This window comes from Promicromonospora sp. NPDC110617 (assembly GCF_055598465.1).
Window position 1 is genome coordinate 991908 of the sequence record NZ_JBVKBM010000001.1, and the last position, 23110, is coordinate 1015017.

The window sequence follows — 23110 nt, forward strand, 5'->3', positions numbered from 1 at the left end:
GGGAAGATGGCTGTCGTGAACGACTTCATCCGGGTCCGCCTCGACCTCGCCTACGAGGGGACCGACTTCGCGGGCTGGGCCCGTCAGCCGGCCCTGCGCACCGTCGAGGGCGCGCTGGAGGACGGGCTGGCGCAGGTGCTCCGGAGCGTGCAGCGCGGCCTGCCGGCGCCCCGGCTCACCGTTGCCGGCCGCACGGACTCCGGCGTGCACGCCCGGGGCCAGGTGGCGCACGTCGACGTCGACGTCGCCGGCTGGGCCGCGCTGCCGGGCCGCTCCGACCGCACACCGGGTGAGGCTCTGGTGACCCGGCTGGGCGGTGTGCTCCCCGGGGACCTCGTGGTGCGCCGGGCCGCGCCCGCGCCCGCGGGCTTCGACGCGCGCTTCTCCGCGCTGCGCCGCCGCTACACCTATCGCATCGCCGACGACGTCGCGCTGCGCGACCCCCTGCGCCGCCGGCACGTCCTGTGGAACCGCAAGCCGCTCGACGTCGGGGCGATGGACGCCGCCGTCCGCCCCCTGACCGGGGTGCGTGACTTCGCCGCCTACTGCAAGCCCCGGCCCGGGGCCACGACGATCCGGGAGCTGCAGAGCATCGCGTGGGAACGGCCCACCGAGGGGCCGGATGCGGGGCTCGTGGTGGGGCGCGTCGTCGCCGACGCGTTCTGCCACAACATGGTGCGGGCGCTCGTCGGCGCGTCGATCGCGGTCGGGGAGGGGCGGCGTGACCCGAGCTGGCCTGCCGTGCTCCTGGCGAGCCGGCGGCGGGAGGCCGGCGTCGTCGTCGTGCCGCCGGAGGGGCTGTGCCTGGAGGAGATCACCTTCCCACCGGACGCCGAGCTCGCCGCCCGCGCCGACGCCGTCCGCGCCAGGCGGATGGACGAGGACGTGTGGGACGAGCCGGCGGTGGCGCCGCCGGGGTAGAACAGAACCGCTGGTCGAGCTTGTCGGGACCGCACCAGGGTCTCGACGAGCTCGACCAGCGGATGTGCTCGCCGGAGCTCTGCTCCGGCGCCTGGATCTAGGGCTCTCTGCTGGTCACGGCTCCTCGACCCAGTGGACCGCGGCCTCCTCGGCGCTCGCGCCGGCACCGTCGATGCCCGCGTCGGTGCCGTACAGGTCGTTCTGGCGGTTGCCGTCCTCGGCCGCGTAGCTGCCCGGGTCGGCGTCCGGGTCGGAGACGAGCCGGCCCGCGCGCGAGGTGTCGGCGCGGTCGAGCGGGTCGTCCTGCCAGACGTCAGGCTCCTCCTCGCTGAGCCGCTGGTCCATCGACTCACCCTGGCGCTCCTCCCACGAGGTCTCGCCCCAGTGGTTCGAGCGCGGGCGGTCGGGCGGCGAGTAGCCCTCGTCGAGGAAGTCCTTCGGACCCCGGCTGTACAGGGTGTCCTCGGTCGGGAGCTGGTCGGTGTCGCCCTCGGCGATACCGTCAGGTCCAGGCATGGTGGCGGGTGTTTCCTCGGTCATGTTCCTACCGTTACATCAGTTCGGTTCGGACGCCAGAGTGCGGACGTGGCGAACCTCATGCCCGCGGCAGGCCCGGGAGGCCGCCTACGCTTTGACCCCTGGGGAAACTGGCGGGTACTCTAATGAGTCGTTGTGCTTTGTCACGACGTCCTGCGTCAGCACCGAGCCCACTCGAGTGCGGACGAACGGCCCGGACGTCGATCTGACCCCCGCGCACAACGACCTGACTCATCGGGCGCCGCTTCTCGCCCGACGACACCGCAAACGAAAAGGTTACGAACCGTGCGTACGTACACCCCCAAGCCCGGCGACGTCCAGCGCGACTGGTACGTCATCGACGCGACCGACGTCGTCCTGGGCCGCCTGGCAAGCCAGGTCGCAACCCTGCTGCGCGGGAAGCACAAGCCGACCTTCGCTCCGCACGTCGACGGTGGTGACTTCGTCATCATCATCAACGCCGACAAGGTCGCGCTGAGCGGCAACAAGCGCGAGACCAAGCTGGCTTACCGCCACTCGGGTTACCCGGGCGGTCTCACGGCCACCCCGTACGGCGAGCTCCTGGACACCAAGCCGGAGCGCGCCATCGAGAAGGCCGTGCGCGGCATGATCCCCAAGACCTCGCTCGGTCGGACGCAGATGACCCACCTGAAGGTCTACGCAGGCTCTGAGCACCCGCACACGGCGCAGCAGGCCAAGCCGTTCGAGATCACCCAGGTTTCGCAGCAGGCCTGAGGCCGCTGCCGGATCGCAACGCGAAGGACGCGAGGACATCACCGTGGCCGAGACCACCGTCGAATTCGAGCAGGGCGCCGAGGCGCCCAGCAACTACACCACCGAGACTGCCGCGCCGGCAACGCGCGGTTCGTCCATCACCGCCCCGGGCCAGGCCCTCGGGCGCCGCAAGGAGGCCGTGGCGCGCGTGCGCCTCGTCCCCGGCACCGGCACCTGGAAGATCAACGGCCGCACCCTCGAGGACTACTTCCCGAACAAGGTGCACCAGCAGCTGGTCAACTCGCCGCTGAACCTGGTCGAGGTCGAGGGCCGTTTCGACGTCATCGCCCGCATCACGGGTGGCGGCACGTCGGGTCAGGCCGGCGCGCTGCGCCTGGGCATCGCCCGTGCGCTGAACGCCATCGACGAGGAGTCGAACCGCGCCGAGCTCAAGAAGGCCGGCTTCCTCACGCGTGACGACCGCAAGGTCGAGCGCAAGAAGGCCGGTCTCAAGAAGGCCCGCAAGGCTCCGCAGTACTCGAAGCGCTGATCAGAGCGCTTGGCCGGGTGGCCCCGCCGAACAGTGTCGACACTGTTCAGCGGGGCCACCTGCATTTCCGGCGCAAGCCGGGCCCCACTACGGTGGGATCGGATCGAGCTGAGGAGAATGTGCATGGGCAGGCTGTTCGGCACCGACGGAGTTCGGGGCCTCGCCAACAAGGACATCACCGCGGAGCTGGCGCTGGAGCTGGGCGCCGCGGCGGCCAGGGTCCTGACCGCGCAGGGTGAGCTGCTGGGCCCGCGTCCGCGGGCCGTCGTCGGACGTGACACCCGGGCGTCCGGCGAGTTCCTCGCCGGTGCCGTGGCCGCCGGCCTCGCATCGGCCGGCGTGGACGTGGTGATGCTCAACGTGCTGCCCACCCCCGCGCTGGCCTACCTGGTGACAGAGCTGGAGGCCGACCTCGGCGTCATGGTCTCCGCCTCGCACAACCCGATGCCGGACAACGGCATCAAGTTCTTCGCGCGCGGCGGGCTCAAGCTCGACGACGCCGTCGAGGACGCGATCCAGGCGACCCTCGGGGACGACTGGGAGCGACCCACGGGCGCCGGCGTGGGGCGCATCCGCACCGACGGCCAGGCGGCCGCCGAGCGCTACGTGCGGCACCTGACCGACAGCGTCGGCACTACGCCCGACCACCGTCCCCTCGAAGGGCTGCGCATCGCGCTGGACTGCGCGAACGGCGCGGCGAGCGAGGTCGGCCCGGAGGCGCTGCGCGCCGCGGGCGCCGACGTCGTGGTGATGAACGCCAGCCCCGACGGCCGGAACATCAACGAGAAGTGCGGCTCCACCCACCCGGAGCAGCTCCAGGCCGTCGTGGTGGCGTCCGAGGCGGACTTCGGCGTCGCGTTCGACGGTGACGCCGACCGCTGCCTCGCCGTCGACCACACCGGCGCGATCGTGGACGGCGACCAGATCCTCGGCATCCTCGCGACCGCCCTCAAGGAGGAGGGCCGCCTGCCGGGCGACACCCTCGTGGTGACCGTCATGAGCAACCTCGGGCTCATCCTCGCCATGCGGGAGCGCGGCATCACCACGGTGCAGACCGCGGTGGGCGACCGGTACGTGCTGGAGGAGATGCGTGCCCAGGGCTACGGCCTGGGCGGCGAGCAGTCGGGCCACATCATCCTGGCGGACCACGCCACCACCGGCGACGGCGTGCTGTCGGCACTGCACCTCGCGGCGCGGGTCAAGGCGTCGGGCAAGCGGCTGGCCGACCTCGCGGGGGAGATCGAGCGCCTGCCGCAGACGCTCGTGAACGTGCGCGGCGTGGACAAGTCGCGGGCCGGCACCGACGAGGGCGTGCAGAACGCCGTCGCTGACGCGACCTCGCGGCTCGGCGACACCGGTCGCGTGCTGCTGCGCCAGTCCGGTACGGAGCCGCTGGTGCGTGTCATGGTCGAGGCCCCGGCCCAGGACGAGGCGGACAAGGTCGCGGAGGATCTTGCCGCCGTGGTGCGGGAGCGGCTGGCGCTCTGACGGAGCCGCCGGGCGCTCCGGCACGTTTCACCCTCGGCGGGGCGTCGGCGTGAACGGCCCGTGAAACCTTGGGAAGCGGGGTTCTACCAGGGGGTCCCCTGATGCGATTCAGGGGGCCCCCTTGCGTAGTCTGGACGGAGGCACTATGAGGTGCCCTTCTCCGCCCCCGGGTAGTGCCCGGCCGAGACTCCCGAGGTCCCGTGCTCGAACTCATCTCCACCGTCCTGAGCGCCACCGAGGCATGGATCCTCGCGATGGCCGCCTCGCCGTGGATCTACCCGGCCATGTTCGCCTTCGCGACCATCGACGGCTTCTTCCCGCCGCTGCCCAGCGAGTCGGTGGTCATCACCCTGACCGTGTCGGCCCACAGCACCGGTACGCCCTGGATGTGGCTGGTGCTGATCGCGGCGGCCGCCGGGGCCTGGGTCGGCGACCAGATCGCGTACCAGATCGGCAAGATGATCGGCACCGACCGGGTGCCGTTCCTGCGCTCGGCCCGCGGGCGCCGGGCCGTGGACTGGGCCGAGCGGGCGCTGACCCGCCGCGGCGCCTCCTTCATCCTCGCGGCGCGCTACGTGCCGATCGGGCGCGTGGCGGTGAACATGACGGCGGGCGCCGTCGGCTATCCGCGGCGCCGGTTCATGCTCATCGCCGCCATCGCGGCGGTCATGTGGGCGCTGTACTCCGCGGGCATCGGCCTCGTCGCGGCCCAGTGGCTCGGGCACGAGCCGCTGCTGGCGATCGTCATCGGCGTGGTGCTGGGCGTCGCGATGGGCTTCCTCGTGGACAAGGTGGTGGGCTGGTTCTCGCGCCGCCACCTCCACGAGGACGCGGACGGCGAGGAGGGTGCGGGCGGCGAGAAGGTCGCCGTCCCGGCGGGCGCCACCGAGATGGTCAAGGAGTACGTCCACCGGGCCGACGACGGCGGCCGATCCGCGAAGGACCGCTGACTAGAGCTTGCGCAGCCGGACCCGCTGCACCGCGTGGTCCGAGCCCTTGGTGAGCACCAGCGTGGCGCGTCCGCGCGTGGGCAGGATGTTCTTCTCGAGGTTCGGCGCGTTGATCGACTCCCAGATCGACAGGGCCTTGTCCGTGGCCTCCTGGTCGGAGAGCGACGCATACCGCTTGAAGTAGGAGTCGGGCTTGGTGAACGCGGTGCGGCGCAGCTCCAGGAAGCGTTCCACGTACCACTGCCGGATGTTCCGGGTGCGGGCGTCCACGTAGATCGAGAAGTCGAAGAAGTCGCTCACCGCGACGGTCGACTCGTCGACGGCGGACGGCCGGGCCGGCTGCAGCACGTTCAGGCCCTCGACGATGAGCACGTCGGGCTTGCGGACCACCACCTCCAGCTCGGGCACGATGTCGTAGATGACGTGCGAGTACACGGGGGCCCGCACCTCGGACTGGCCGGCCTTGATCCGGGACAGGAACCTGATCAGGGCGCGCCGGTCGTACGACTCCGGGAAGCCCTTGCGCTCCATGAGGCCCCGCCGTTCGAGCTCCGCGTTCGGGTAGAGGAACCCGTCGGTCGTGATGAGCTCGACGCGCGGGGTCTCGGGCCAGCGGGCGAGCATCTCGCGCAGCACGCGCGCCGTCGTCGACTTGCCGACAGCCACCGATCCGGCCACGCCGATGACATACGGGGTGCGGGGCGGGTCCTCGTGCAGGAAGGTCGAGGTCGCGTCGTGCAGGCCGCCGGTGGCCTGCACGTAGAGGTTGAGCAGTCGCGACAGAGGGCGGTAGATCGCGTCGACCTCGGCGAGGTCGATCGGGTCACCGAGTCCGCGCAGGCGCTCGACGTCGTCGTCGGTCAGCGGCAGCGGGGTGGATGCCGAGAGGCGGCTCCAGGCCGCCCGGTCGAGATCCACGTAGGGCGAGGACGGGGCGAGGGCGAGCAGGTGCTCCCCGAGGTCCGTCGTCGGGAACTGTGAAACCACCTGCAGCATTGTGCCCCACCCGGGGCAAGGATCGACATCGTCCGAGGTAGCAGGTGATCCTGCGGGTGAGAAAAGTGCCCTGTGAGCCCGGTCATGGGTACCGCTCCGAACGCTCGTTAGACTCGCCCGCATGTGTGGGATCGTCGGTTACACCGGAACTGCCGCGACTATCGCGGACGGCGGCGCCTCGGGCGCGGCCCTGCCCTCGGGCACGCCTCTCGACGTGGCCATCGAGGGGCTGCGGCGCCTCGAGTACCGCGGCTACGACTCGGCCGGGGTCGCACTCGTCGCGCCGGGGCTGGACGGCGTGGCCTGGGCCAAGAAGTCGGGCAAGCTCGCCAACCTGATCGAGGTCCTGGACCACGACCCGCTCCCGGAGGCCACCGCGGCGATCGGGCACACCCGCTGGGCCACGCACGGTGGCCCCACCGACGCGAACGCCCACCCGCACCTGGCCGACGGCGACCGCCTCGCGGTGATCCACAACGGGATCGTCGAGAACTTCGCCCAGCTGAAGGCCGAGCTGCTGGCCGACGGCGTGGTGTTCCGGTCCGAGACCGACACCGAGGTGGCCGCCCACCTCGTGGCCAAGGCGTACCGCGAGACCGGCGACCTGACGGCCGCCATGACCGCCACCGCCCGCCGGCTGGAGGGCACGTTCACGCTGCTCGCCGTGCACGCCGACGCGCCCGAGACCGTGGTCGGCGCCCGGCACGACTCCCCGCTCGTGGTGGGGCTCGGCGAGGGCGAGAACTTCCTGGGCTCCGACGTCGCCGCGTTCATCGCGCACACCAAGGAGGCCCTGGAGCTGGGCCAGGACCAGGTGGTGACCATCACGCCGACGTCGGTGGACGTGACCGACTTCGACGGCAAGCCCGCCGAGGCCAAGCGCTACACCGTGGACTGGGACGCCGCGGCCGCCGAGAAGGGCGGCTTCGACTCCTTCATGGACAAGGAGATCCACGACCAGCCCCAGGCCGTGGCCGACACGCTGCTCGGCCGCACCGACGCCGCGGGCGCGCTCGTGCTGGACGACCTGCGCATCGACGAGTCGATCCTGCGGGCCGTGAACAAGATCATCGTGATCGCGTGCGGCACCGCCGCCTACTCCGGTCACGTGGCGAAGTACGCGATCGAGCACTGGTGCCGCATCCCGGTCGAGGTCGAGCTGGCGCACGAGTTCCGCTACCGCGACCCGATCGTCGACGAGCGCACGCTGGTGGTCGCCGTGACGCAGTCCGGCGAGACCATGGACACCCTGATGGCCGTGCGGCACGCGCGCGAGCAGGGCGCCAAGGTGATCTCCATCGTCAACACCCACGGCTCCACGATCCCGCGCGAGTCGGACGCCGTGCTCTACACGCACGCCGGCCCCGAGATCGCCGTCGCCTCCACCAAGGCGTTCCTCGCCCAGATCACCGCCGCCTACGTGCTGGGCCTGTACCTCGCCCAGCTGCGCGGCAACAAGTTCCCCGACGAGATCGCCACGCTGCTCGACGAGCTGCGGGCCATGCCGCGCAAGATCCAGACCGTCATCGAGCGCGGCGAGTACGTGCGCGCGACGGCCCGGTCCATGGAGAAGTCGGACAAGGTGCTGTTCCTGGGCCGGCACGTCGGCTTCCCCGTTGCCCTGGAGGGCGCGCTCAAGCTCAAGGAGCTCGCCTACATCCACGCGGAGGGCTTCGCCGCCGGCGAGCTCAAGCACGGGCCGATCGCCCTGATCGACGAGGGGCAGCCCGTGTTCGTGGTGGTGCCCTCGCCGCGCGGCCGCGACTCCCTGCACTCCAAGGTGGTCTCCAACATCCAGGAGATCCGGGCGCGCGGCGCCCGCACCCTCGTGATCGCGGAGGACGGCGACGACGAGGTGCGCAAGTACGCCGACGAGATCTTCTGGATCCCGCAGGCGCCCACGCTGCTGCAGCCGCTGCTGGCCGTCGTGCCGCTGCAGATCTTCGCGATGGCGCTCGCCACGGCCAAGGGCCTGGACGTGGACCAGCCGCGGAACCTCGCCAAGTCGGTGACCGTCGAGTAATCCCGCCGGCCCGGCTGTGGCACGCTCGTCGGCGTGGAACTGAAGCAGCTCTCCGACGAGGTCGAGATCATCAGCCGGGTCTACGCGCGCGTGCACGGCCTGGAACGCACGGACGACTGGCTCGTGCTGAAGCTCCAGGAGGAGATCGGCGAGCTCACCCAGGCGTTCCTCACAATGTCCGGGCGCTCGCGCGACCGGGGCCTGTCCGAGGACGAGATCCGGGACGCGTTCCGGGGCGAGGTCGCGGACGCGCTCGCGCAGCTGCTGCTGGTGGCACGGCGGTTCGACGTCGACCTGCCGGAGGAGCTGGAGCGGAAGTGGTTCCGCTGGCGGCACCTGGTGCGGCCGGAGGACACCGCGGGCATCCGCGATGTCGGTGACCCCGTCTAGGGTCTGCCTCGGACGGACGCCACGCCGTGGCGGCCGGAGGAGAGGAGCGCTTCATGGCGTACGTGGAGGTCGACGGGGTCCGGGTGCACTACGTGGAGCACGGGCCGCAGGCGGGCGCAGGGGTGCGCACGGTGGTGCTGGTCCACGGGTTCCCGGTGGACCACCGGCTCATGACCGGTGCGTTCGAGCCCGTCCTCGCGGGACGCCCGGGCTGGCGCCGGGTCTACGTCGACCTGCCGGGCATGGGCCGGACGGCTGCCCCGGACGTGGCGAGCACCGACGACGTCTTCCGGATCCTGCGGGGTGCGGTCGAGGCGCTGGTGCCCGAGGGCCCCTACGTCGTGGTCGGGCAGTCGTACGGCGGGTACCTGGCGCGCGGCCTGGCCGCGGCCGACCCGGACCGGGTCGCGGGCCTGGCCGCCGTCGTCACGCTGGTCGAACCGCGCCACGAGCTGCGCCGGCTCCCCGAGCGCCAGGTGCTGGTCCGGGACCGGGAGCTCGCCGAGCGGGTCGGCGACGCCGCGCTCGACACGGAGGACGTGCTCGTGGTGCAGACGGAGGAGACCTGGGCACGGGCGCGCCGGGAGGTCGACCCCGGGCTGGCCGCGGCCGACCCGGCGGCGGTCGCGCGGATCGAGGCGAGCTACGCCGGGACGTTCCCCGTGGAGCCCGCGCCGTTCGAGAAGCCGGTCCTGATCGCCGTCGGGCGCCAGGACTCGATGACGGGCTACCGCGACGCGTGGGACCTGCTGGAGCACTACCCGCGCGCGACGTTCGCCGTGCTGGACCGCGCGGGGCACTCGCTGCACATCGAGCAGCGCGGCCTGTTCGATGCCCTGGTGGGGGAGTGGCTGGACCGCGTCGAGGAGGCGGACGACGTCAGCTCGACACGGCGACGTACACCAGCAGCGTGACGATCGCGGCGATCACGATGCCGAAGACCACGACCATGATCACGGGGAAGGGGAGCTTGTCGTCGTCCTCCGGCATGGCAACCTCCTACGCGCGAAAGGTGGCACCCTGCCACGAAGCAGGTGCCACCTTTACCTGTGCATTACGGGGATATGGTGCCGCAAAACGGGCACCTTGCGCAACACCGACAGCCGCGCCGCGGCAGGCCGCCGTGGCGGGGGCGGGGCGGCGACCGGCGGGGACCTAGGCTGAGGCCATGATCATCGGCACGGGCATCGACGTGGTCGACGTGGACCGGTTCATGGAGACCCTCGACCGCACGCCCCGGCTGCGGGAGAAGCTGTTCACCGAGGCCGAGCGCGAGCTCCCGGCGGCGTCGCTCGCCGCGCGGTTCGCGGCGAAGGAGGCCATCGCCAAGTCGCTCGGCGCCCCCGGCAACCTCCGGTGGCACGACGTCACGGTGCACCGCACGATCGGCGGCCCGCCGCGGATCGACGCGAGCGGCACCGTGGCCGCCCGCGCCGCCGAGCTCGGCGTGCGCACCTGGCACATCACGATCTCCCACGACGCCGGCATCGCGTCCGCCATGGTGATCGCCGAGGGCTGAGGCCGGACGCCGCCCGGACGTGTCAGACCCACAGGTCACCCGGGTGGCCTGTGGGTCTGACCCGTCGGGGTGCTACTGGAGCTCGGGGATGACCTGCTTCTCGAAGAGCTCGATGCCGCTGGTGTCGTACGCCGCCTCCTGGAAGTACGTGATCGCGTACTCCAGCCCGCGCGAGCGCATGCCCTGCAGCCGCTCGACGATCTGCTCCGGCGTGCCGACCAGGAGGCCGTTGCGCCAGTTCTCGATCTCGCGGTCGGCCTTCGCGGGGACCTGCTTGCGCAGGTGCGCCTCGATCCAGGCCAGCCGCTCGCCGACCTCGGCGTCGTTCTCGCCGATCACCACGTTGTAGTTCGAGGACCGCGTGATCTCGCCGAAGTCGCGGCCCACGTCCTTGCAGTGTGCCTCGAGCACGCTCGACTTGTGCGCGAAACCCTCGGGCGAGCCGTCGAAGTTCGTGTACTGGGCGTGCTGCGCGGCGATGCGCAGCGTCTTCTTCTCGCCGCCGCCCGCGATCCACAGGGGGATCGACGGGACCTCGGCGCCGCCGTCGCCCACCGGGAGCTGCTGGAGGGGCTGCGGGTAGCAGAGCGCGCCGTCGACCTGGTAGCGCTTGCCCTCGAACGTGCCGGAGGACCCGGTGCGCCACATGCTCGCCATGATCTGCACGCCCTCGTCGAGTGCGCGCAGGCGCTCGCCCGCGGTCGGGAAGCCGTAGCCGTACGCACGCCACTCGTGCTCGTACCAGCCGGCGCCGATGCCCATCTCGACGCGGCCGCCGGAGATCGTGTCGACGGTCGAGGCGACCTTGGCGAGGTAGGTCGGCTCGCGGTACGCCATGCAGGTGCACATCTGGCCCAGCCGGATGCGCTGGGTCGCCGCCGCGAACGCGGCCATCAGCGACCAGGCCTCGTGCGTGGCCTCGGTCGAGGGTTCGGGGACGGTGTGGAAGTGGTCGAACACCCAGGCTGACTCCCAGGCGAACTCGCCGCCCGGGACGGCCTCGCCGGCCGCCTGGTTCTCGGCGCGGTGCACGAGGGAGAGCATGGTGGCCCACTGGTCGGCGGGCGCGACGTCGACCAGGTCGAGGCGCCAGCCCTGCGGGATGAAGAGTCCGAATCGCATGGCCCGACCCTATGCCGACGGCCCGCACCCAGGGGAGGGGTGGTCGAAAATGCCGGGTTTGGTTACCGCAGTTCTCAAAGGACACGGCACTATAGGCCTGTGAAGGACGCATGGACCTCCGACGAGGTACGCAAGGCCGAGGAGCCGCTCATCGCGGCGGGTGAGCCACTCATGGCCAGGGCGGCGTACGCGCTGGCGCAGGCCGTGCTCCGGGAGGTCGCGGCCCGTACGACACCCCGCCCGGCCGGCGCCCGGCTGCACGGCAGCCTCGGCTCCGACGGGCTCCCCGGCGCGGCCCGGCTTCGGCCCGGACGCCCGTCCGGCACCCGTGGCGACGTCCGCGGCGCGAGCGCCCTGCTCCTGGTCGGCCCCGGCAACAACGGCGGCGACACCCTGTTCGCCGGCGCGCACCTGGTCCGGCGCGGGATGACGGTCACGGCGGTCCTCTCGTCCGCGCGCGCCCACGAGGAGGGCCTGGCGGCGTTCGAGTCGGCGGGCGGCGAGGTCGTCCGCCTCGCCGACGCCCGCGTCCCGTCCGTCGTCCGCTCCGCCCTCGCGGCCGACGTCGTGCTCGACGGCCTGGTCGGCGTCGGCGCGCGTGGCGCGCTGCGGCCGCCCGCCGGCGGACTCGTGCGGGCCCTCGCGGAGGCCCGGGAGGCCGCCGGGAAGCGGTGGCCGTACACCGTCGCGGTCGACATCCCGAGCGGCATCGGCGTGGACGACGGCGTGGTGCCCGGCCCCGTGCTGCGCGCGGACCGCACGGTGACGTTCGGCGCGCTCAAGCCCGGCCTCCTGCTGCCCCCGGCGGCGCAGCTCGCCGGCGCGGTCGAGCTGGTCGACGTCGGCTTCCCCACCGCCTCCGGCACCGACCACTGGGCCAGCGCGGCGCAGCGCGTCACCCTCGGCCGGCACGCGATGGCCGGCACCGACACCGGATCCGGCCGGGTGCAGCGTATGGAGCCCGCGGACGCCGCGGCCCTCTGGCCCGCCCCCACCGCCCACGACCACAAGTACACGCGCGGCGTGGTCGGCGTCATCGCCGGGACGAGCACCTACCCGGGCGCGGCGGTCCTGGCGACGTCCGGCGCCGTGCGCGCCGGGGCCGGCATGGTGCGCTACCTGGGCCCCGAGGCCGTGGGCACCCGCGTGCTGCTGGCCCGGCCCGAGGTGGTCGTGGCCGGCGGACGGGTCCAGGCCTGGGTCCTCGGCCCCGGCGTTCCCGCGTTCGACCCGGAGGACGGCCCGGACGACGACGGCCAGGCGCGCCGCGTCTTCGGGGCGCTCGCGGCTGTGACCGGCGTGCTGTCCGAGGACGTGACCGGCGGCAAGATGCCCGCCGTGATCGATGCGGGCGCGCTCACGATGCTGGAGCACCGCCTGCCGGCCTGGGCGGTGCTGACGCCGCACGCCGGCGAGCTGGCGGAGCTGCTGCAGGGGCTCGGGCACGACGCCGACCGGGCCGCGGTCGAGGCACGCCCGCTGCACTGGGCGCGGACGGCGCACCAGGCGACCGGCGCGACCGTGCTGCTCAAGGGCGCGATCACGGTGGTGGCCGGCCCCGGCGGCGCCTACGCGCAGGCGGACGCCCCGGCGTGGACGGCGACGGCGGGGGCGGGCGACGTCCTCGCGGGCATCCTGGGCACGCTGCTCGCCGGGCGCTCGGCCGACGTCGTCGCGGACGAGACGCTCGCGGCGCGCCTCGCGGCGGCCGCCGTGGTGGTGCACGGCCGGGCGGCGGCGCGCGCGTCGGCGGGCGGGCCGGTCGCCGCGCTGGAGATCGCCCACGCGGTGCCCGCCGTGATCGCCGAGCTGCTGGGCGGCTGACCACGGGCCCGGGCTAGGCTGTCCGGCGATGAGTCAACGCGTCGTGGCCTGGGGGCAGGAGCTCCGCGAGATCCACCGGCGGCTGCGCGAGGCCCTGGGCGTCGCGCGGTCCGCCGTCGAGGACGGTGGTTCCGGGCCGACGGCGGCGCGGGACCTGCAGCTCTACTGCGTCGGCTTCTGCGCCGCGCTGACCGGGCACCACCGCGCGGAGGACGCCACGCTCTTCGACGTCGTGCTGGCGGCCGAACCGGGCCTTGCGCCCGTCGTCGCGGACCTCAAGCGGGACCACTCCATGCTGGACCATCTCCTGGGCGAGCTGCAGCGCGCCGCACTGTCGGGCGCGGACCGGGACGAGCTGCTGCGGCACCTCGACGGCATCGAGGCCGTCATGGAGACGCACTTCCGGTTCGAGGAGAAGAAGATCGTCGGCGTGCTCGACGGCGCTGACCGCCCGGAGACCGACCGGCAGCAATTGCTCGGCCCGCTGGCCTGATATCACCGCCTCTCCCGAATTGGGCATTCCGGATTTATTTCCGAACGGTCTGGTCTTTATCTCGGCTGTCCGAGATGTGCCAGGTAGAACCGTAATTTCCCGTATCACAGGCACGCCCTGCACGATTTATCTCTTGTCATAGACTCCTGACGCGCTCCGATCGATATTCATGTAAGTCACGAAATCGGGGTGTGCGTGCCATCTAGTGACGGGCCTTCCATGGCCATGTCCGCGGCGTCGTCGGGGGCACGAGGGAGCCAGGCGGGTAGCAGGGGGAGGGGCCACGTGGTCCACGGGCGGGACAGAGAGCTGCGGGTCATCGGGCATTTCGCGACGGACCTGGACCCGACGGTCCTCGTCGTGCGCGGGCTGAGCGGCATCGGCAAGACGGCGACGGTGATCCGCGCGCTCAAGCTGGTCGGCGCGGGGTCGTCGGCCGTGCGCGTGGTCCGGCCGTGCTCGTCCCGGCCCTCGGCGCACGACCTCGAGAACAGCCGGCGCATCGACCTGTCGGCCTGGTCCGTTCCGGACCACCCGGAGCACGACACGGACTTCGACGCGGCGGGCTTCCTGCGCGCGGTGTCGGCCTGGGCGGCCGACGGCGGTGGGGACGGCGGCACCGGCCCGCGCGTCCTCTTCGTCGACGACGTGGGCGTGCTCACCGCCGAGCGCGCACGCTGGCTCCAGCACCTCGCGGACGAGGCGTACGGGCAGGACTGGCGGGTGATCGCCGCCGTCCGGAGCATCTCCGCCGAGCCGCTGTCGGACGACGTCGAGGTGCTCGAGCTGGGGCCGCTCGACCGGGGGTCCCTGCGCCGCGTGCTCGACATGGAGCTGAGCGTGCCGGTGGCCGCCGACGTCGTCGAGCAGCTGCGCTGGTGGAGCGCCGGCAACCCCCGGCTCGCGCTGGAGCTCGCCGGGTCCCTGAGCGCCGCGGAGCTGCGCGGGGACGCCTCCTGGACCGGCCCCGAGACCGCGGGCTCTGCCGCCCGGCGCGTCTACCGCGCCATGCTGGCGGGCCTGGACCCGGCGACGATGACCGCGCTCGCCACCGCGCCGCTGGGCACCCCGCCGCTGGGCGGCGCCGCCCTGGCCCGCCGGGACGGCCGGTCGGCCGTGCGGCATCCGCTGCTGGCCCTGCTGTGCCGCGAGGCGCGCGGGGCCGACGGGCACGCCGACGGCCGCGAGGCCCAGGCCGCGGAGCGCGACGTGTCCGGCGCGCAGGTCGCCGGCGTACAGGCGTCCGGCGCGCACGTGACCGGCATGCACGTGACCGGCGTGCGCGCGGCCGAGCGCATCCTCGACGGCCTGCACCTCGACGAGCTGCCGGCCCGCGCCTGGGCGGTCGTGGCGGCCACGCCTGAGCCCCGGCTGGCGGCCCGCGCCGTCGGTGTGTCCCTGCTGACGGGGCGCACGTGGCTGGACCACCGCGAGGGTGCCCTGGTGCCCGACGGCGTGGGTCCGGAGTGGACCGACCACCTCTGGTGGCGCGACCCGGCCGGCGTCCCGGAAGAGGCACGCGCCGCCGGTGCGCGCGTGGCGGCGGGCCTGCTCCGCCTGGAGAGCACGGGCGAGCTGCCCGACCCCGGCACGCTCCGCGCCGATCTCCGGCTGCTCGGGCCGACATCCGGCCAGGACTGGGTGGGCGTCGAGGTCCAGGTGCACGCCCTGCTGATGCTGGGCGACGTCGTGGGCGCGCGCAGCCTGCTGGCCGACCACTCCGGCGGCGCGGAGGACAGCACGGTCGCGGAGATCGTCGCGCGCGATGTCGCGGCAGCCCGGGTCGCCGCCTTCGACGGCCGCGCCGTCGACGTCCGGACGCACCTGGCGCACGCCGCGGAGCTGCGGCCGTCGGTGGACGAGTGGCTGCCCGCGCGAGGGCTGCGCGCGGCGGCGGACGCCGTCGTCGACGGCACCGCACCGGCGAGCACCATGCCCGCGCAGGCGGGCTCGTGGTCGGCGCGGGCGCTGGGCGAGTACGCCGCCGACCTCGGCGCCGCGCACCTCGTCGTGGGACAGGCGGAGGGCGCCGTCGCCCTGCTGACCATCGCGCTGGAGCACTGCGGGTGGCCCTACCGCGGCCGCGTGCAGGTGCGCTGCGACCTCGTCGAGGCCGTCATGGCGTCGACGCCGCCCGGCCGGGTGGGGCCGCGCGTCGAGCGGCTGCTCCAGCCCGTGGTGACGCCCGAGGAGCGGTCGGCGGTCGACGTGGCGGCGGCCTGGTCCCGGCTGCGGGCGCTGCTGGCGGACGACGGCACGCCGTCGGCCGCCTTCGAGGCCGCGCTGCACGCCGCGCCGGTGCCGATGTCGCCCTGGCAGCGGGTCCGCATGCTGGTGGCCTACGGCCGGTACGCCGTGACCCGCGGCGCCCGCAGCACAGGGACCGCGCTGCTCGACGAGGCCCGGACGCTCGTCCGGCTGGCCGGGATGACCGGGTGGCTGCGCGGTATCGACGCCTTCCTGGCCGAGACCGACGCCGGCGGCGGAGCGGGCCCCGAGTGGGAGGTGCTCGGCCGGCACGAGCGGGAGATGGTGCGGCTCGCCGTGCACGGCGCGACCAACTCGCAGATCGCCCAGGCGACGTTCGTGTCCGAGCGGACCGTCGTCAACCGGCTGCGCCAGGCGTACACGACGCTCGGCATCCGGGACCGCCGGGACCTGGTCCGTCTCGCCGAGACGCGACCGCCCGCCTGGCTCGTCGGCGGGTAGCGATCGAGCGCAGATTTTTCACCCGCTCCTGCGCTCACTTTTCACCCGGCATTCCGGACCTCTTTCTCGTATCTCCGGCATTGTGTGCGCGGCCGCCTCGGGCGCGCCTCGAAACGTATCGAACGCACTTCACGTTGCGCTGGATTGCGTCAGCGCACGATTACGGCTCTGCCTGGCAGGCGGCTGAGAACCACTGTTCCCTGAGGGCCGGGAGCCGGTGCGCCTCATGCCACCGCCCCGAGATCCGGACGTGATCACGTACCGATCCGGACGCTTTTTCTTAAGCGCGAACGTGGAGGAGTGAATTCCGTTGAACCCAACGCAAGTACCGTCACGCCGTCGAAGGGGTGGCCTCGTACTGCGCCGATCTCTGGTGACGGTCGCGGCGTCGGCCCTCGTGGTGACCACCACGGGTCTGCCGGCAGTCGCGGCTGTGGACAACTACCCGGACGAGCCGTCGGAGGCCGCTGCGAGCGTCCTCGACTCGACGCTCTTCCAGGAGGCGCTGCTCGCAGCCGCCTACTCGGAGGCCGGCTCGGTCTCCAACGCGGGCCCCAACGAGGGCAACCTGAACGTCGAGCTGCTCGGCTCGGAGCTCATCCGTCTCGGTGACGTCGAGGTCCCCCTCGACGAGATCCTGGACTTCGGTCAGCTCGGTGCGCTGGCCAGCAAGAGCGAGGCGTCGTCCCCTGCCGACGCGTACGCGGTCTCCGGCCTGGCCGGCGCCGACGGTGGCGTGACCCTGGACGGCGAGACCGAGGACTTCGGCAAGGCGACCGTGGACGTGCTGTCCGTCGCGCGCCTGCTGGGCGTCGACGGCCTCACGGACCAGATCGTCGACCAGCTCCTGCTGGAGGCGGGCGCCGGTGCGGCCGAGGTCAAGGCCGAGGACGGCGTGATCCTGGACCAGGACGGCGTGGGTGGCCTCGGCCAGTACCGCGTGGCCGACCTGGACCTGACGCTGCACTCGCCGGTCATCGAGGACGCTGCCTCGTCGATCTACGACATCGGCGGCACCATCGACACGACCGTCGAGGACCTCGTCAACGAGAACCTGGACGAGAGCGCCCTGACCGGGCTGTTCGACGCGATCCCGGGCGTCCCGACGCCGTCGATCACCGTCGACAGCAACATGCAGGAGAACCTGTTCCAGTCCGTCGTGGGTGAGCCGATCACCTCGGCGAACCAGCTCATCACGATCGACCTGTCGACCGGTCAGCTCGAGGTCCACCTCGACAAGCTCGTGGACGGCCCGAACGAGGGTGGCATCAACGCGCTCGACCCGAACACCGAGCTCATCGACGACACGACCTACCCGCTCATCGCGGAGACCGTGCACGAGCTGATGGAGGAAGTCACCAACATCCTCATCGGCGCGATCGAGGACTCGCTGAACTCGGTGACGATCAACATCGCCTTCACCGACGAGAGCCCGCTGGGCAACCTCGACGTCTCGTGGTCGCTGCCGCTGGCCGACGCCGTGAACGGCAACTTCCCCGAGGCCGTGAACAACAGCACGGGCACGATGGCTCCGGTCGCCGAGCTCCTGGTCAGCACCATCAACACGCTCGGCCCGGCCCTGGCGCCGATCCTGGCCCCGGTGTACGACCTGCTGATCAGCGACGAGGGTGACAACATCTTCAACCTGCTGATCAACGACCTCAAGACGGACTCCATCACGAAGCCGATCCGCGAGCTGCTCTCGCCGGTCTTCGACGTCCTGGCGCAGGTCCTGTCGATCACGATCAACCGTCAGGTCAGCACCGAGGGCGTGACCCAGACCTCCACCACGGCCGCGGCCGCGGAGACCTCCTTCGAGCTGTCGGCGCTGAGCATCGCGCTCCTGCCGGCCAACGAGGTCGCCCGGATCAACCTGGGCAACGCCGCCGTCCGCATCAACGGCGACGGTGGCACGGGCGAGATCGACCCGTCCCTGACCGTGGTCCCCGGTTCTGTCGCTCCGGGTCAGTCGACCGTCGCGACGGGTGAGGGCTACACGCCGGACTCGACCGCCACGGTTCAGCTGACCGACCCCGAGGGCAACCCCGTGGGTGACCCGATCGCGGTCGACACGGACTCCGAGGGCACCTTCACCACCCCGGTGCCGGTCCCGGCCGACGCCGAGCTCGGCGACTACACGGTCGTCGGCACCGACGACACGACCGGCCAGGCCGCCGAGGCCCCGCTCGCCGTGATCTCGGGCGCCGACGTGTGCGCCATGGACCCGACGCTGACCGTCGTGCCGAACGCCGCCTACCCGGGCGACACCGTCTCGGTCATCGGCCAGGGCTTCCCGGCCGGCGTGCCGGTCGTCGTGCAGCTGCGTGACGCCGAGGGCAACCCGGTGGGCGACGCCGTCACGGTCACCCCGGACGAGGCCTGCGGCTTCATCACGGACCTGACCGTCCCCGAGGACGCCGAGCCCGGCGACCACGTGGTCGAGGCAGAGCCGGAGGACGGCAGCGAGGGTGCCGAGGCGCCGCTCGAGATCCTGAACCCGGACAACCAGGGTGAGGAGTGCACCGACCCGGCCATCACGGCCGACCCGACCGTCGTCGAGGCGGGCGACGAGGTGCAGGTCACGGGCACCGGCTTCCCGGCCGGCGTGAACGTGGTCGTGCAGCTCTTCGACACCGAGGGCAACAAGATCGGTGACCCGGTCACCGTGCTGGTGGACGAGGACTGCGGTTTCGAGACCCCGATCACCGTTCCCGAGGGCACCGAGCCGGGCGTCATCATCGTGGACGCGCAGCCGGAGGACGGCAGCGAGGGCGCGCAGACGCCGATCGTGGTCACCGAGAACACCGGTGGCGGCGACGGGCGCGACCTGACGGCCCGCTTCGAGCACCCGACGGTCCAGCAGGGTGACGAGCAGACCTTCTACGCGTCGGGCTTCGAGCCCGGCGAGCAGGTCGTCGGCATCATCAACTCGACGTCGTTCGCTCTGCAGGCCCAGGCCGCAGACAGCGAGGGCAACGTCCAGTGGACCTTCACGGTCGACGAGAAGCTCGACGTCGGTGAGCACCAGGGCATCGCCGTCAGCACGGTCGAGGGCGACTCGGCCATGGCCACCTTCGAGGTCGTCTCCACCGCCGTCGGCGGCGGCGACGACAACGGTGACGGCGGCCTCGCCGCCACCGGTGCGAACGTGGGCATCCTGATCGGCGCCACCGTGCTGCTGCTCGGTGCCGGTGCGGTCATGATCAAGCGTCGCCGCGAGATCAGCCAGGCCTTCGCCACCGCGATGGGCCGCATGTCCGACGACTCGAAGGCCGTCTGACGGCTGAGTCGCCGACGTAGCAGGACGGACGCAGCAGGCAGGCGTCCGGAGCGGTAAGGCCGGCCCGGTGCGACATCGTCGCACCGGGCCGGTCCTGTCAGGGCCCGCAGGGGCCGGGAACTGAGATCGGGGGAACGTCGTGCGCGAGGTGTCGTCCAAGCGCAGATTGATACCGGCGATCGTCGCGGCGACCGCCATCGTGGCGCTCGTCGTGGCCGCGATCATGGTGGTGGAACAGGCCCTGCCCGCCGCGCCTGCCCCGCGGGGCGAGGACATGCGGGTGTCGGGCAGCGCGCACGTGACGTGCGCGGAGAACGAACCGGTCACGGAGGAGCTGCTCGGCGGTTCCACGTGGACCATGTGCTGGCGGATCGACGCCAGCCGCGGGCTGGTGCTCGACGACGTGCACTTCACGCCCGCCGGCGACGAGCCGGTGCAGGTCCTCGCCGAGCTGTCCATCGGGCAGCTGGAGGTGCCGTACGACACCGGCCTGCGCAACACCGAGGACATCACGACCCAGGGCTTCGGCGGCAGCCACCTCATGACGCTCACCGAGCCGGAGTGCCTGGGCGAACGGCTCGAGACGTACGTGCCGAAGATCGGCGACGGCTCGATGGGCGGCGGCGGTGAGCGCCGCGCCGTGCTGTGCCAGGAGGTGGTCGACGGCGGGATCGCGTACCGCAGCGGCGACACGACGGGCACCGAGGTGGCCCGCCGCACGGACCTGCGGCTCTCCACGATCTCGAAGGTCGGCTGGTACGAGTACGTCAGCCAGTACACGTTCGGCGGTGACGGCAGCATCCGGTCCGACCTCGGCGCGACCGGCGACCTGTCGCCCGAGGACTACGGGGACGACCCGGCGTACGGCTGGCCCGTCGGCCCGGGCGACACGGACTACGCCACGAGCCACTCGCACAACGCCGTCTGGCGGGTGCACTGGGCGCTCGGCGGGCAGGGCGGCCAGGTGGTGGAGCAGTACGACGCCGCGCCGACCGGCGAGGTGGGCCCGCGGGCGCCGCTGGTCGAGGGGGCCCTGACCCGGATCCCGCGCGAGGGCACGGCCACGGCGGCTGACCGGCGCTGGTGGCGGGTGGTCAACCCTGACGTGCTCAACGCCGACGGGCACGAGATCTCCTACCAGGTCGAGCTCGGGGCGACGACGCCCTTCCAGCTCACCCAGGACCATCGCCACGACGGCCCGGCGGGCGGCGACGACGGCGGCTACGCCATCGCGTTCACCGAGGCGGACGACTGCCAGCTCTACGCGACGGCCAACAAGGAGGGGTCCTGCGGGTCGGGCGTGCTCGACTTCGCGCAGGACGAGGCGGAGCTGTCCGACGTCGTCACGTGGGTCGCCGTCGGCTTCCACCACGTGGCGCGCGACGAGGACCAGAGTCCCATGGAGATGCACTGGCAGGGGTTCACGCTGACGCCGCGTGACCTGACGGCGCAGCGCGCCGACCCGCCGTCGGCCCGCGAGGACGTGAACGGGAAGCCGGACGCGGAACCCGCCGACTGACCCACCGGCCCTGCTTCAGGGAGTCACTGGCGTGGTCAGGGTTTCCGGGCCTCGACCAGCGTGCGGCGGCTGTGGCAGACGAAGGACCCGTGCTCGGCGATGTGGCCGTACAGCGCACGGAGCTCGTCCTCGTACCTGTCCACACCGAAGTCGGGCACCGTCCACAGGACCTTCCGCAGGAAGTGGACGACCGCCGCGAGGTCGAAGAACTCCACCCGGGTCCGGGCGTCCCGCACGTCGACCACGTCGAGCCCCGCCCCGGTCACCCGTCCGCGCAGCCGCTCCACGTAGCCGGCGTCGTCGTTCGCCTGCGGCCCCATGAGGAACTCGTACAGCTCTCGGTTCGAGCCCGCGCCGACCTCCTGCACGAGCACCGTGCCGCCGGGCGCCAGCACCCGCGCGGCCTCGGCGTACGGGAACGACACGGGGTGGCGGCTCAGCACGAGGTCGAACGTGCCGTCGTCGTAGGGGAGCGGGGCGGCGCCGTCGTCGACCAGGGTCACCACGCCGCCGAACGGTGCGAGCGCGGCGGAGGCCAGCCGGTGGTTCGGCGCCCAGCCCTCGACGGCGCGGACGACGCCGGGCCCACGCTCGGCCCGGCCCAGCGCCTCGGCGAAGACCTCGCCGCCGCCGGTGTCGACGTCGAGCGCCGCGCTGGCGCGGCCCAGGCGTTCGCCGCACAGCCGCACGTAACCCCACCCGGGGCGCTCCTCGGTGGCCCGCCCCGCGAACCACGAGAAGTCCCAGCCGTCGGTGGGGACGGCGACTCCCTCGGCGATCTGCTCCTCGAACGTCATGTCGGCGAACGTAGCCCGGGGAATCCCCCGTCCACCAGCGGATATCCCCCGGCCGGGGGAGGGGCGCCGCGTGCCGCGGACGGGAGCGTGGAGGCATACCGCACCACCGACAGGAGGGAACCGTCATGTCACGCCTCACGCGCGCCACGCTCCTCGGCGCCACCATCGCGAGCGGCGCCGCGGCGCTGCTCGGCATCGCCTGGCTGTCCGGGCTCTGGCCGAGCCCGTACGCCGTCCCCGGCGCCGCGCTCCTGGCGGGCCTCGCCGGGCCCGGAGCCGCCACCGTCACGCACGTCGTCACGGCGCTGACCGGCGTCGCGGCCGGCATCGCCGCGCTCTCGGGAGCCGTCGGCGCACGCGGCCGCGTCGCGACCGCCGTGGTCCAGCTCGCCGTGTTCGGCGTGGTGCTGCAGGGCACCGGGCCGCTGTCCACCATGGGCTACCTCGTCGCGATGGCGATGCCCGCCGCCGTCGTGGTCCTGCTCGTCCAGGTGGTGCGCCGGTACCGCGTGGCGCGCTGGACGGTCGGTGTGCCCGGCCTGGCCGTGCTCCTCGTCGGCGGCTTCCTGGCCCGGGACGCCCTCGGCGGGATCCTGCGCATGCTCGGCTCCGGCCTCGTCGAGAACCGCGCCGGGCTGCTCCTGTCGCTGCTGGTCCTCGTCATGGGGACACTCTGGGCGGCGGTCGGCGCGCAGTCGCTGGCCGGGACGCCCGCGATCGAGCGTGCCACCGACTGGGTCGTGCGACACCGCACCGCCCTCACCGTCGTGGCTGCCACCGGGCCGCTGCCGTACGCCCTGATCCGGCTCACCTGGCTGACGCCGTGGCCCCAGCTCGGGTTCGACATGGACCTGTCCACCCGGATCTGGGGACTGACGCTGTCCAGCGGCGCGTGGCTCGGGTTCTTCCTCACCCTCGGCCTGATCCGGCCCTGGGGCGAGGTGTTCCCCCGATGGATGCCCGGCCTCGCCGGACGCCGGGTCCCGATCGCCGCGGCCGCCGTGCCCGGCGGGCTGATCGCGGTGACGCTCATCTTCTCGACGGTCCCCATGCTGGTCATGTTCGGCAGCCAGAGCCTGTCCCAGGCGATCGTCGGGGCCATCGCCTTCCCGTGCTGGTACTGGGGCCCCGCCCTGGCGCTCGCGGTCTGGGGATATGTGGCGCACCGGATCCGGGCGGAGCGCGCGGCGCCCGGCGCTGAGGACCGCGCACCGGGCGCGGACGTGGCCGCGCGCGCCCGGGCCACGGCCGGATGACCTGGCGGGCAGCCCCGACGAC

The 23110-nt window shown here is 72.7% G+C and carries 19 protein-coding genes; 15 read left to right on the plus strand and 4 right to left on the minus strand.

Annotated features, from left to right (window positions below):
- The first annotated feature begins 6 nt into the window (after positions 1 to 6).
- Positions 7 to 921: a tRNA pseudouridine synthase A gene (locus ACZ7LE_RS04250; protein ID WP_470402080.1), complete on the plus strand. Its 915-nt coding sequence runs from the start codon at positions 7 to 9 to the stop codon at positions 919 to 921.
- 114 nt (positions 922 to 1035) lie between these two features.
- Here the strand turns inward: ACZ7LE_RS04250 and ACZ7LE_RS04255 are convergent, their stop codons facing one another.
- A complete protein-coding gene (locus ACZ7LE_RS04255) occupies positions 1036 to 1461 on the minus strand; it encodes a DUF5709 domain-containing protein (protein WP_377231666.1) in 426 nt (141 codons plus the stop codon).
- A gap of 282 nt (positions 1462 to 1743) precedes the next feature.
- Here ACZ7LE_RS04255 and rplM point away from each other — a divergent pair, with 282 nt between their 5' ends.
- From rplM to ACZ7LE_RS04275, 4 genes are all read left to right on the plus strand, one after another.
- A complete protein-coding gene (gene rplM / locus ACZ7LE_RS04260) occupies positions 1744 to 2193 on the plus strand; it encodes a 50S ribosomal protein L13 (protein WP_377220017.1) in 450 nt (149 codons plus the stop codon).
- Positions 2194 to 2236: 43 nt separating this feature from the next.
- Positions 2237 to 2722 (plus strand): 30S ribosomal protein S9, encoded by a 486-nt coding sequence (gene rpsI, locus ACZ7LE_RS04265; RefSeq protein ID WP_182620582.1) that lies wholly within the window; start codon positions 2237 to 2239, stop codon positions 2720 to 2722.
- Positions 2723 to 2845: 123 nt separating this feature from the next.
- Positions 2846 to 4210 (plus strand): phosphoglucosamine mutase, encoded by a 1365-nt coding sequence (gene glmM / locus ACZ7LE_RS04270; protein ID WP_470402081.1) that lies wholly within the window; start codon positions 2846 to 2848, stop codon positions 4208 to 4210.
- A 200-nt stretch (positions 4211 to 4410) separates the two neighbouring features.
- Positions 4411 to 5160, plus strand: coding sequence for a DedA family protein (locus tag ACZ7LE_RS04275; protein WP_470402082.1), 750 nt, complete (start codon positions 4411 to 4413; stop codon positions 5158 to 5160).
- On the opposite strand, the gene coaA is transcribed toward ACZ7LE_RS04275, so the two are convergent.
- A complete protein-coding gene (gene coaA / locus ACZ7LE_RS04280; RefSeq protein WP_377231670.1) occupies positions 5161 to 6156 on the minus strand; it encodes a type I pantothenate kinase in 996 nt (331 codons plus the stop codon).
- A 121-nt stretch (positions 6157 to 6277) separates the two neighbouring features.
- Between coaA and glmS the strand changes: the two genes are divergently transcribed.
- The 4 genes from glmS to ACZ7LE_RS04300 all read left to right on the plus strand — a co-directional run bounded on the left by glmS (position 6278) and on the right by ACZ7LE_RS04300 (position 10088).
- A complete protein-coding gene (gene glmS, locus ACZ7LE_RS04285) occupies positions 6278 to 8179 on the plus strand; it encodes a glutamine--fructose-6-phosphate transaminase (isomerizing) (RefSeq protein WP_470402083.1) in 1902 nt (633 codons plus the stop codon).
- Positions 8180 to 8212: 33 nt separating this feature from the next.
- Positions 8213 to 8569 (plus strand): pyrophosphatase, encoded by a 357-nt coding sequence (locus ACZ7LE_RS04290; protein ID WP_470402084.1) that lies wholly within the window; start codon positions 8213 to 8215, stop codon positions 8567 to 8569.
- 53 nt (positions 8570 to 8622) lie between these two features.
- Positions 8623 to 9483 (plus strand): alpha/beta fold hydrolase, encoded by an 861-nt coding sequence (locus ACZ7LE_RS04295; RefSeq protein WP_470402085.1) that lies wholly within the window; start codon positions 8623 to 8625, stop codon positions 9481 to 9483.
- A gap of 254 nt (positions 9484 to 9737) precedes the next feature.
- Positions 9738 to 10088: a holo-ACP synthase gene (locus ACZ7LE_RS04300; RefSeq protein WP_285101023.1), complete on the plus strand. Its 351-nt coding sequence runs from the start codon at positions 9738 to 9740 to the stop codon at positions 10086 to 10088.
- Between the two features lie 72 nt (positions 10089 to 10160).
- Here ACZ7LE_RS04300 and ACZ7LE_RS04305 read toward each other — a convergent pair whose 3' ends face one another.
- Positions 10161 to 11210: an LLM class F420-dependent oxidoreductase gene (locus tag ACZ7LE_RS04305; RefSeq protein ID WP_470402086.1), complete on the minus strand. Its 1050-nt coding sequence runs from the start codon at positions 11208 to 11210 to the stop codon at positions 10161 to 10163.
- A 99-nt stretch (positions 11211 to 11309) separates the two neighbouring features.
- Here ACZ7LE_RS04305 and ACZ7LE_RS04310 point away from each other — a divergent pair, with 99 nt between their 5' ends.
- The 5 genes from ACZ7LE_RS04310 (at position 11310) to ACZ7LE_RS04330 (ending at position 21035) form a co-directional block, all read left to right on the plus strand.
- Positions 11310 to 13034, plus strand: a complete 1725-nt coding sequence (locus ACZ7LE_RS04310; protein WP_470402087.1) for a bifunctional ADP-dependent NAD(P)H-hydrate dehydratase/NAD(P)H-hydrate epimerase — start codon at positions 11310 to 11312, stop codon at positions 13032 to 13034.
- A 28-nt stretch (positions 13035 to 13062) separates the two neighbouring features.
- On the plus strand, positions 13063 to 13527 hold the full coding sequence (locus ACZ7LE_RS04315; protein WP_470402088.1) for a hemerythrin domain-containing protein: 465 nt from the start codon (positions 13063 to 13065) through the stop codon (positions 13525 to 13527).
- Between the two features lie 285 nt (positions 13528 to 13812).
- Positions 13813 to 16236: a helix-turn-helix transcriptional regulator gene (locus ACZ7LE_RS04320; RefSeq protein ID WP_470402089.1), complete on the plus strand. Its 2424-nt coding sequence runs from the start codon at positions 13813 to 13815 to the stop codon at positions 16234 to 16236.
- Between the two features lie 373 nt (positions 16237 to 16609).
- Positions 16610 to 19516, plus strand: a complete 2907-nt coding sequence (locus ACZ7LE_RS04325; protein ID WP_470402090.1) for a choice-of-anchor G family protein — start codon at positions 16610 to 16612, stop codon at positions 19514 to 19516.
- 139 nt (positions 19517 to 19655) lie between these two features.
- Positions 19656 to 21035: a copper amine oxidase gene (locus ACZ7LE_RS04330; protein WP_470402091.1), complete on the plus strand. Its 1380-nt coding sequence runs from the start codon at positions 19656 to 19658 to the stop codon at positions 21033 to 21035.
- Positions 21036 to 21070: 35 nt separating this feature from the next.
- On the opposite strand, the gene ACZ7LE_RS04335 is transcribed toward ACZ7LE_RS04330, so the two are convergent.
- The gene (locus ACZ7LE_RS04335; protein ID WP_470402092.1) at positions 21071 to 21832 is read right to left on the minus strand and encodes a class I SAM-dependent methyltransferase; all 762 of its coding nucleotides are present in this window, start codon (positions 21830 to 21832) and stop codon (positions 21071 to 21073) included.
- A gap of 125 nt (positions 21833 to 21957) precedes the next feature.
- On the opposite strand from ACZ7LE_RS04335, the gene ACZ7LE_RS04340 reads away from it, so the two are divergent.
- A complete protein-coding gene (locus ACZ7LE_RS04340) occupies positions 21958 to 23088 on the plus strand; it encodes a hypothetical protein (RefSeq protein ID WP_470402093.1) in 1131 nt (376 codons plus the stop codon).
- The last annotated feature ends 22 nt before the right edge of the window (positions 23089 to 23110 follow it).

What these genes read in the sequence shown, in the direction of transcription:
- ACZ7LE_RS04250 (WP_470402080.1), top strand. Translation starts at nt 7, where the DNA reads ATGGCTGTCGTGAACGACTTCATCCGGGTCCGCCTCGACCTCGCCTAC.
- ACZ7LE_RS04255 (WP_377231666.1), bottom strand. Translation starts at nt 1,461, where the DNA reads ATGACCGAGGAAACACCCGCCACCATGCCTGGACCTGACGGTATCGCC.
- glmM (WP_470402081.1), top strand. Translation starts at nt 2,846, where the DNA reads ATGGGCAGGCTGTTCGGCACCGACGGAGTTCGGGGCCTCGCCAACAAG.
- coaA (WP_377231670.1), bottom strand. Translation starts at nt 6,156, where the DNA reads ATGCTGCAGGTGGTTTCACAGTTCCCGACGACGGACCTCGGGGAGCAC.
- glmS (WP_470402083.1), top strand. Translation starts at nt 6,278, where the DNA reads ATGTGTGGGATCGTCGGTTACACCGGAACTGCCGCGACTATCGCGGAC.
- ACZ7LE_RS04295 (WP_470402085.1), top strand. Translation starts at nt 8,623, where the DNA reads ATGGCGTACGTGGAGGTCGACGGGGTCCGGGTGCACTACGTGGAGCAC.
- ACZ7LE_RS04300 (WP_285101023.1), top strand. Translation starts at nt 9,738, where the DNA reads ATGATCATCGGCACGGGCATCGACGTGGTCGACGTGGACCGGTTCATG.
- ACZ7LE_RS04305 (WP_470402086.1), bottom strand. Translation starts at nt 11,210, where the DNA reads ATGCGATTCGGACTCTTCATCCCGCAGGGCTGGCGCCTCGACCTGGTC.
- ACZ7LE_RS04315 (WP_470402088.1), top strand. Translation starts at nt 13,063, where the DNA reads ATGAGTCAACGCGTCGTGGCCTGGGGGCAGGAGCTCCGCGAGATCCAC.
- ACZ7LE_RS04335 (WP_470402092.1), bottom strand. Translation starts at nt 21,832, where the DNA reads ATGACGTTCGAGGAGCAGATCGCCGAGGGAGTCGCCGTCCCCACCGAC.
- ACZ7LE_RS04340 (WP_470402093.1), top strand. Translation starts at nt 21,958, where the DNA reads ATGTCACGCCTCACGCGCGCCACGCTCCTCGGCGCCACCATCGCGAGC.